This window comes from Amycolatopsis sp. NPDC003676 (assembly GCF_053587275.1).
Window position 1 is genome coordinate 1 of sequence record NZ_JBSFNS010000194.1, and the last position, 9,293, is coordinate 9,293.

6 protein-coding genes and 1 pseudogene are annotated in these 9,293 nt (G+C 68.7%); 6 read left to right on the top strand and 1 reads right to left on the bottom strand.

The features are described from left to right. The first annotated feature begins 440 nt into the window (after positions 1-440). The 5 genes and pseudogenes from ACWDNU_RS44080 (at position 441) to ACWDNU_RS44100 (ending at position 5,785) form a co-directional block, all read left to right on the top strand. Entirely contained in the window at positions 441-3,239 is a 2,799-nt protein-coding gene (locus ACWDNU_RS44080; RefSeq protein ID WP_449673227.1) for a S8 family serine peptidase, read from the top strand. Between the two features lie 199 nt (positions 3,240-3,438). Then, positions 3,439-3,600 carry a hypothetical protein gene (locus tag ACWDNU_RS44085; RefSeq protein ID WP_449673228.1) on the top strand — a complete coding sequence of 54 codons (162 nt, stop codon included), beginning with the start codon at positions 3,439-3,441 and terminating at the stop codon, positions 3,598-3,600. A 158-nt stretch (positions 3,601-3,758) separates the two neighbouring features. Further along, a pseudogene (locus ACWDNU_RS44090) lies at positions 3,759-4,346 on the top strand (ATP-binding cassette domain-containing protein); the annotation flags it as partial. Between the two features lie 123 nt (positions 4,347-4,469). Beyond that, complete coding sequence (locus tag ACWDNU_RS44095; protein WP_370648251.1) at positions 4,470-5,396, top strand: ABC-F family ATP-binding cassette domain-containing protein; 927 nt, start codon at positions 4,470-4,472, stop codon at positions 5,394-5,396. 179 nt (positions 5,397-5,575) lie between these two features. After that, positions 5,576-5,785 carry a helix-turn-helix domain-containing protein gene (locus ACWDNU_RS44100; protein WP_003071237.1) on the top strand — a complete coding sequence of 70 codons (210 nt, stop codon included), beginning with the start codon at positions 5,576-5,578 and terminating at the stop codon, positions 5,783-5,785. On the opposite strand, the gene ACWDNU_RS44105 is transcribed toward ACWDNU_RS44100, so the two are convergent. Further along, a complete protein-coding gene (locus ACWDNU_RS44105) occupies positions 5,772-7,082 on the bottom strand; it encodes a glycosyltransferase 87 family protein (RefSeq protein WP_449673230.1) in 1,311 nt (436 codons plus the stop codon). The two genes, ACWDNU_RS44100 and ACWDNU_RS44105, sit on opposite strands and share 14 nt — an antisense overlap. A gap of 257 nt (positions 7,083-7,339) precedes the next feature. Between ACWDNU_RS44105 and ACWDNU_RS44110 the strand changes: the two genes are divergently transcribed. Continuing rightward, positions 7,340-9,205 (top strand): ABC transporter ATP-binding protein, encoded by a 1,866-nt coding sequence (locus tag ACWDNU_RS44110; protein WP_449673229.1) that lies wholly within the window; start codon positions 7,340-7,342, stop codon positions 9,203-9,205. The last annotated feature ends 88 nt before the right edge of the window (positions 9,206-9,293 follow it).

Below are 9,293 nucleotides of genomic sequence, written 5' to 3' on the forward strand. Positions count from 1 at the left end.
GCGGGTGCTGCGCGAGGACCTGCTTCGCCCAGGCGAAACCGCCCGCTGACGGACGCCAATCCATCGCGAGCACCAGCCACTCCCGACCGGCGGCGGACCGCGCACCCGGCTCCTGCCGGGCGGGCGGGCCTCAAACGCGCCCGCGGAGCCGGCTGAAATCCCTCGGCACGGGAACTCTGGGTTGGCGGGCCCGCTCCCGTGCGGACCCGGGCGGATGCGGCCGAACGGCCTACGACGTCCGGCGGGCAACGGATATTGCCTGCCCAACGTCACCCCAACGGCCGTTTTTCCCGGACAGAAGTGGTACTTAGCTGGATCCAGCCGGTGATCACCGGCGTTGGCCAGCGTGAGTCGGGGCACGCGGTGTGAGATCGGAGGCGCACGTGCGTCGTACCCGTTCACCTAGAGCCTCGACAAGTACCGCCAGAAGACGGACGGGCGTGGTCGCCGCGGCGGTGCTCGCCGCCGGGCTGGCGACCCCGCCCATCGCCGGAGCGCAGGAGTCCACTGTGGACTCCACTGCGAAAAGCCAGATCGCGGCATTGCAGGCTGTCAAAGCAGGACAGACCGCGACTGAGTCCAAAATAGACAGCAAGCTGCTCGTCCAGGAGAAAATGCGCACGCGGAGCCTGAGTGCGGCCGCGTTGCCGGGAATCGCCAAGACCGCGGACAAAGCGCTGGTCGACATCCGCGTCACGAAGGTCAGCGACGGGCTCGTCAACGACCTGCGCAAAGCGGGAGCCGAGGTACGCGCGGTGTCGAGCACGGCGGCGAGCATCCGCGCCGAGGTTCCGTTGACCGCCTTGCCGGAGATCGCGCAGCGCGGCGACGTGAAGCACGTCGAGACCGCGGATCAGGCGATGACGGCGCGGCAGCGCGAAAACACCAAAGACGACAAGGAAACCAAGCAGCAGAAGGCCGACCGCATCGACCGGCAGCTGAAGGAAGCGATCGGCACCAAAACGCAGGTCGTCAGCGCGGGCGACCGGGCGCACAACGCGGACACCGCGCGCCAGCAGTTCGGCGTGACCGGCACCGGCGTGAAGGCGTGTGCGCTGTCCGACGGGGTCGATTCGCTCGAGGTTTCGCGCACTAAGGGCGAGCTTCCGGCGGTCGATGTCCTGGCCGGACAAGCGGGCAGCGGCGACGAGGGCACCGCGATGCTGGAGATCATCCACGACCTCGCCCCGAACGCGAAGCTCGGTTTCGCCACGGCATTCACCTCCGACGCGAGTTTCGCCGACAACATCCGCAAGCTCCGTTTCGAAGCGCATTGCGACGTCATCGTCGACGACGTCATTTACTTCAAGGAATCCCCGTTCCAGGACTGGATCATCGCGCAAGCGGTGAACGACGTGACCGCCGACGGCGCGCTCTACTTCTCCTCCGCGGGCAACGAGGGCAACGTCGCCGACGGCACCGCGGCGCACTGGGAAGGCGACTTCGTCGATTCCGGAACCTCGATCGGCAAATACGCCGGCACTGCGCACAACTTCGCGGGCACGGCCGGAAAGCAGGTGTTCGAGCCGATCTCGGACGCGTCGTCGGCCAACATCCCGGTGACGCTGCACTGGTCCGACCCGCTCGGCGCGGCCGCCGACGACTACGACCTCTACCTCCTCGACGCGCGCGGCAACGTCGTGAGCTTCAGCCAGGACGTCCAGAACGGCACCCAGGACCCGTACGAGCAGCTGGCCACCCCGGTGTTCGGCGGAACCGGCCTGCGGCTCGCCGTGGTCAAGTTCTCCGGGGCCAGCCGGTATCTCTCGCTGACCGCGTTCGGCAGCCGGTTCCGCGACTCCGCGGACGGGCTCAAGGCGTACTCCACGCCGGGCGCGGTCGTCGGCCACGCCGCGGCGCGCAAGGCGTTCGCGGTGGCTGCGGCACCGGCCGAGAAGGCATTCGGACGGCCGCTCGAACCGGGCGACCCGGCGAACCCGACCGGACCGTATCCGGCGGCGTATTCCGCTGCCAGCAAGGCGGAACGGTTCAGTTCGGACGGCCCGCGACGCGTGTTCTACGAAGCCAACGGAACGCCGATCACCCCGGGCAACGTGTCCTCGACCGGCGGAGAAGTACGGCAGAAGCCGGAAATCACCGCCGCGGACGGCGTGCGCACCTCGGTGAGCGGGTTCGACCCGTTCTTCGGCACCTCGGCCGCCGCACCGCACGCGGCGGCGATCGCGAGCCTGGTGCTTTCCGGCAATCCCGGACTGTCCTCTTCAGACATTCGCGAGGCGTTCCTGAAGACCGCGGTGGACATCGAAGCACCGGGGACGGACAATCTCACCGGTGCCGGAGTTTTGTTGGCGGACAAGGTTTTGGCGTACACCGGAGCCAGCCCGCAGCCGTACGCGGAGGCCGGGCAGCCGACGGTCCGCGGACCCAACGGCGGCAGCACGCTCAACCCCGGTGACACCGCGACGGTCACGCTGCCGGTGAAGAACACCGGCGACGGCACCGCGGTGTCCACGAGCGTCGTGCTCACTTCGCCGACTCAGGGCGTCACGATCGAACCGCGCGCGAAGTCGTACGGCACGATCAGCCCGGGACAGACCGGAATCAACGACTTCACCGTCACAGTTCCGGCCAGTCAGCAGCTCGGCTCGCCGGTGGTGCTCAACGCGAAGGTGACGTTCGCGGGCTCGTACTCGCCGCGCACCAGCACGTATTCGCTGCCGGTCGGCACGCCGTCGCCGGTTTCGCAGGCCTTCGCCTACGCCGGCCCGGTGGTCGCGATTCCGGACAACTCGCCGCTCGGCGCGTCGGTTCCGCTCGTGGTGAGCGGCGTCGGCCCCGCCTCGAAGGTGTCGCTCTCGATCGACGGCGCCACCTGCACCGCCGCGGAGAAGGCGACCACGGTCGGCATCGACCACACCTACGTGAACGACCTGGTCGGCACGCTGACCTCGCCGTCCGGCGCGACGGCGACGCTGTTCCAGAAGGGCGGCGGCAGCGGCAACAACCTCTGCCAGGTGGTCTTCGACGATTCCGCGACCAAGCTGTTCAGCTCGACCGGGTCCGCGGACGCGCCGTTCACCGGCACCTACCGGCCGGTGACGCCCCAGACCCAGGCGGGCACGTCGGCGGACGGGACCTGGACGTTGAAGGTCGTCGACACCGCGGGCGGCGACACCGGTTCGATCCGCAGCGTTTCGCTGCACGTCAACGGGTACGTCGCGGCCGGGCATCCGGCGGACGTGCACAAGACGGTGACCACGGGGCCTCAGCTCGCCTGAGGAGGATGCGGGGCCGTCGCCATGCGCGCGGCGGCCCCGTACCGTATCCGGCACGGCAGGTCGCAGGCGGCGGACGGGCGCACGCTCAAGTGCACGTCGCCGCCGAAAGCGACGCCACGGCTACCGTGACTGTCCCGTTTAGACCGTTGCGCACTTAAGACGAACGCTCTGGGCTGACAGTCGACTTCTGCTTCGCCGGGTGCGGGCGCCACGGCTGATCGCTGTTCAAGACGCGTACGAAGTCCTGCTGCCCAGACTGTCCGAAGTGGACGCTGTGGACCTCGGCGGAGACCGCCGGGCACTCGACGAGCTGCGCGCCGTGGAGCTGGTGGTGAGGGATCCGACAGCGGCGCCGGAGTGAATCCGGACACGGCCGCGAAAACCGTTCGACGCCGACCCGTACACTGGGCTCGTGGTCATCAGGGCATTCGTGCGGATTCAGAGAGAATAACCGCCCGCCCCGCATCGCACGCGGTGCCGGGGCGCTCCAGCATGTCCATCTGACCGCCCCCGTATCCGGGAGTTCTCTTGATCACGGCCACTGGCCTTGAGCTGCGCGCCGGTTCGCGCATCCTGCTCAACGGCGCCACCCTCCGCATCCAGTCCGGCGACCGCATCGGCCTCGTCGGCCGCAACGGCGCGGGCAAGACCACCTCGCTCAAAGTCCTCGCGGGCGAGGGCGAACCGCACGCCGGCGACGTCCGCCGCAGCGGCGAACTCGGCTACCTGCCGCAGGACCCGCGCGAGGGCGACCTGTCGGTCACCGCGAAGGACCGCGTGCTGTCCGCGCGCGGCCTCGACACCCTGCTGCGCGACATGGAAAAAGCGCAGACCGCCATGTCCGAGCTGGTCGACGACAAGCAGCGGGACAAGGCGATCAACCGCTACGCGCGGCTCGAGGAGCGGTTCTCCTCGCTCGGCGGGTACGCCGCGGAGAGCGAAGCGGCGCGGATCTGCTCGAACCTCGGCCTCGCCGACCGCATCCTCGCCCAGACGCTGAGCACCCTGTCGGGCGGTCAGCGCCGCCGCGTCGAGCTGGCGCGGATCCTGTTCGCCGCCGCCGAGGCGGGCGCCGGCGGCAAATCCGAGACGATCCTGCTGCTGGACGAGCCGACCAACCACCTGGACGCCGACTCGATCAACTGGCTGCGCGGCTTCCTCAAGCAGCACGACGGCGGGCTCGTGGTGATCAGCCACGACGTCGAACTGCTCGGCGACGTCGTGAACAAGGTGTGGTTCCTCGACGCCACGCGCGGCGAGATCGACATCTACAACATGAGCTGGCAGCGCTACCTCGACGCGCGCGCCACCGACGAGAAGCGCCGCCGCCGCGAGCGCGCGAACGCCGAGAAGAAGGCGTCCGCGCTGCAGGCACAGGCCGCGAAGCTCGGCGCGAAGGCGACCAAGGCCGTCGCGGCCAAGAACATGGCCCGGCGCGCGGAGCAGATGCTCTCCTCGCTCGACGAGACGCGCCAGGCGGACAAGGTGGCCCGGATCAAGTTCCCGGAGCCGGCCTCGTGCGGGCGCACGCCGCTGACCGCGGACGGATTGTCCAAGTCGTACGGTTCGCTCGAGATCTTCACCGGCGTCGATCTGGCGATCGACCGCGGCTCGAAGGTCGTGGTGCTCGGATTGAACGGCGCCGGAAAGACGACATTGCTCCGGTTGCTCGGCGGAATGGAAACGCCGGACACCGGATCCGTCGAACCGGGTCACGGATTGCGTTTGGGCTATTACGCACAGGAACACGAAACTCTCGACCACGAAGCGTCGGTGTGGGAAAACATCCGCCATCTCGCGCCGGACACCGGCGCGCAGGAGCTGCGGAACCTGCTCGGGTCCTTCCTGTTCACCGGCGAACAGCTCGACCAGCCCGCCGGAACGCTGTCCGGCGGCGAGAAGACCCGGCTCGCGCTCGCTGGACTCGTGTCCAGCCAAGCCAATGTGCTGCTGCTGGACGAACCGACGAACAACTTGGACCCGGCCAGCCGCGCGCAGGTGCTCGACGCGCTGCGCAGCTTCGCCGGCGCCGTCGTGCTGGTGACGCACGACCCGGGCGCGGTCGAGGCGCTCGAACCCGAGCGCGTGATCCTGCTTCCGGACGGCACCGAGGACCACTGGTCCGCGGATTATCTTGAACTTGTCCAGCTTGCCTGACCGAGTGCGTCCGTTCGGGTGCTTACCGTGTCGGGCAAAGCACTGGAATGGCCCAATGTGATCGCGGTTTCGATCGTTTTACGGCTGTCGTCTGGCAATCCGGCGCGTAGTGTTCGATCATTGCCCCGGCAGGGGCCGCGAATGGCCCGGAACAACCACTCGGCGGGAAGGCGATCGACGTGGCTGATCTCAAGAAAGGCGCGCGGATCACCGGCAACACGCGCGACAAGCTGGCCGCTGACCTGAAGAAGAAATACGAGAAGGGCTCGAGCATCCGGGCGCTGGCCGAATCCACCGGACGGTCCTACGGGTTCGTCCACCGGGTGCTGTCGGAGTCCGGGGTCCAGCTGCGGGGGCGCGGCGGGGCCACGCGGGTCAAGAAGAAGTAGCGTCAGCGCGGCCGTTGCGCGGGGGGCGCGCGGTCGGTCCGGAATCCCGGAAGGTCAGCGCGGCGCCGAGGAGTACCAGCGGGTACACGAGGTAGCCGTACCGGGTGGCCGGAGTGAGAAGGATCAACGCGCCGAGTCCGACGGCGGTTCGCGTCAGTGCAGCGGATCCCGTCGCGGGGGGCCGGCGTGCCAGCCAGATCAGCATCGCCACCGCCGCAACACCCACCAGTACCAGGGAAATCGCGGTGCCGGCCGGTCCGGCCTGTGCGATCAGATGCCCGGGCAGCGGGCTCGCCGCGGGGGAGCGGACCGCGCCCATGCCGAGCGGGAAGCGGATCACGTGCTCGGTGAACGCCGCCGGGTTCGCCAGATACACCGGCAGATGCAGCGCGATCGTCGTCGCGGCCAGCGCGCCCGCGAAACGACCTGTTGCGGCCCAAGGATTTTCGCCGCGCGCCCGCCGGTAAACGAATACCGCGAGCACCGCGGCCGCCGGCGCGACGATGAGTTTCGCGCTGATCACCAGCGCCAGCACGAAACCAGTCCACCCTGGACGGCCGGAAGAAGCCAGCGCGAACGTCAGCACGAGCAGGCCCACGATCGCGAGGTCCGGGCCGGCGACCGCCCAGGTCAGGGCGGTGAGCGGACAGGCGATCGCGAGCTGTGCGGCGAAAACCGGAATACGAGGCCGGTTCAGCAGCCGCCAGGACGCGTACGCGCAGATCACCGCGGCGAGCGCGAACATCCAGCGCGCGTCGGTCAGTGCATTGAGGACCGGATTGCCGCCGAGCAGCGCGCGCGGCAGCCCGAAGACGGTCATCACCGGGCCGTACGGGGTGTAGTCGTTCACTTCCGGTGCGCGGCCGAGTGTTGCGAAGTCGACGTACGGGGTTCCGTGCCGCAGCAACAGATCCGCGCTGCGTTCGATCACCCACACCTCGGGCTGCGCGGCCCAGGAGAACGGGGTGATCAGCCAGTCCGTTCCGGTCAGCCGCCGGATCACGAGCATCAGCAACGGCGCACACATCGCGAGCACGACAACCGCGCCGATTCCGATCCAGCGGGAACCGAATTTGCCTTTAGTTTGCATTCCGCGGCGCGCGGAAATCGTCAGCCAGGCACTGTGCGCGGCCGCCAATCCGTATCCGGCGACGGCGAAATTGCCCCAGATCCGGTAGCCGTAGAACTCCGAAGCGAGCGCGGTGCCGAGCGCGAAGGCGAAGCAGCCGAGGTAAAAGACGAGATCCCACGCGACGACGCGCACGGGATGGGCTGTTCCGGCCCGCGCAGGGGCCATCAGCAGTTGCACCCGCGTTTCCTCCCCAGCTCGCCGACCCCGAAACGCCAGGCTACCGAGCCGGGCCCCGCCGTCCCGCACCGCCCGTGCCGCGCCCGCGCCCAAGGTCCCTGAGGGGCTCCTGCGGGGAATCTGAGTCCACCGGGGAGTCCTTCGCGGACATCGGGAAGAATGCCGGGCGTCCCGGTGTTGTGCAGGTCATCTCCGGAAAAAAGTTCAACTAATCTAGAGGTTTTCACGAGCTGGGGGACACTCCAATGGACAACACTTGGGCGCTGCTGAGCTCCGCCATGCGGGCGGGCGACGCGCCGAAAGCGCTGACCCGGGGCACGGTCCGCCGCGTCGCGCGGTTCGCCCGGCCGCACTGGAAGCGGCTGCTGGCCTTCCTGGTGCTCACCGTGATCTCGGCGGTGCTCGCCGTGACGACGCCGGTGCTCGCGGGCAAGGTGGTCGACGCGATCGTCGGCGGGCACGAGCTGAACGCGGTGATCTGGCTGTCGGTGGTGATCGCGGTGCTCGCGATCGTCGACGCCGGGATGGGCCTCGCCGAACGCTGGCAGTCCGCGCGGATCGGCGAGGGCATCATCCTCGACCTGCGCGTGGCGGTGTTCGAGCACGTGCAGAAGCTGCCGATCGCGTTCTTCACCCGCACTCGCACCGGTGCGCTGGTCAGCAGGCTCAACAACGACGTGATCGGCGCGCAGCGCACCTTCACCGCGACTTTGTCCGGTTTGGTCACCAACGTGATCCAGCTGGTGCTGTCGCTGATCGTGATGGTGTCGCTCTCGTGGCAGGTCACGCTCGTCGCGCTGGTGCTGTTGCCGATTTTCGTACTGCCCGCCCGGCGGCTCGGCCGCCGCATGGCCGGACTGCAGCGCGAGGCCGCGCAACTCAACGCCGGGATGACCACGCAGATGACCGAACGGTTCTCCGCGCCGGGCGCCACGCTGGTGAAGCTCTTCGGCCGGCCGCGGCAGGAGGTCGCCGACTTCGGCCTCCGCGCCGGACGCGTGCGCGACATCGGCGTGCGCACCGCGATGCTGACGCGCTGGTTCATGACGAGCCTGACGCTCGTGTCCGCGCTCGCGCAGGCGCTCGTCTACGGCCTCGGCGGCTACCTGGCGCTCACCGGGAAGCTTGAACCGGGCACCGTGGTGGCGCTGGCGCTGCTGCTGACCCGGCTGTACACGCCGCTGACCGCGCTCGCGAACGTGCGCGTGGACGTGATGACCGCGCTGGTGTCGTTCGAGCGGGTCTTCGAGGTGCTGGACCTGGAGCCGATGATCAAGGAACCGGCCGAGCCGAAGAAGCTGCCTGAGGGCGGCGTTTCGGTGGAGTTCTCAGACGTCCGGTTCGGGTACCCGGCGGCAGACAAGTTCTCGCTCGCCTCGCTGGAGGATGTGGCCACTTTGGACAGCCGAGGCGGCGAAGAAGTGCTGCACGGCCTCAGCTTCCGCGCGGAGGCCGGGCAGATGGTCGCACTGGTCGGATCGTCCGGTGCGGGCAAGTCGACGATCGCTTCGCTGCTGCCGCGGCTGTACGACGTGGACGCCGGATCGGTGCGGCTGTCCGATGTGGACGTCAAGGACCTGAGTTTCGCCTCCCTGCGCGAAACCGTCGGCGTGGTGACCCAGGACGGCCACCTGTTCCACGACACGATCCGCGCCAACCTGAGTTACGCGCGTCCGGAGGTCACGGACGACGAGATCTGGGCCGCGCTGGAAAAGGCCAGGCTGGGCGATCTGGTGCACTCGCTGCCGGACGGACTGGACACGACCGTCGGCGAACGCGGCTACCGGCTCTCCGGCGGCGAACGGCAGCGGCTCACCATCGCGCGGCTTTTGTTGGCACAGCCCAAGGTCGTGGTGCTGGACGAGGCGACCGCCCACCTGGATTCGGAATCCGAGGCCGCGGTGGGCGAAGCGCTCACCGGTGCCCTGGAAGGCCGCACGTCGCTGGTGATCGCGCACCGGCTGTCGACCGTGCGGGCGGCGGATCTGATTCTGGTGGTGGAAAACGGGGACATCGTGGAACGCGGCACGCACGACGAACTGCTGGCGAAGGAAGGCCGGTACGCGGAGCTGTACCACACGCAGTTCTCGGAAGAACCCGCTGCGGCGTAACCCCCGCCCGACCCCGCTTCGCCGCATCAAACGTACGTGAGGGGAACCCTGAGGGAATCTGATTCCCTCAGGGTTCCCCTCACGTACC

What these genes read in the sequence shown, in the direction of transcription:
- ACWDNU_RS44110 (WP_449673229.1), top strand. Translation starts at nt 7,340, where the DNA reads ATGGACAACACTTGGGCGCTGCTGAGCTCCGCCATGCGGGCGGGCGAC.
- ACWDNU_RS44105 (WP_449673230.1), bottom strand. Translation starts at nt 7,082, where the DNA reads ATGGCCCCTGCGCGGGCCGGAACAGCCCATCCCGTGCGCGTCGTCGCG.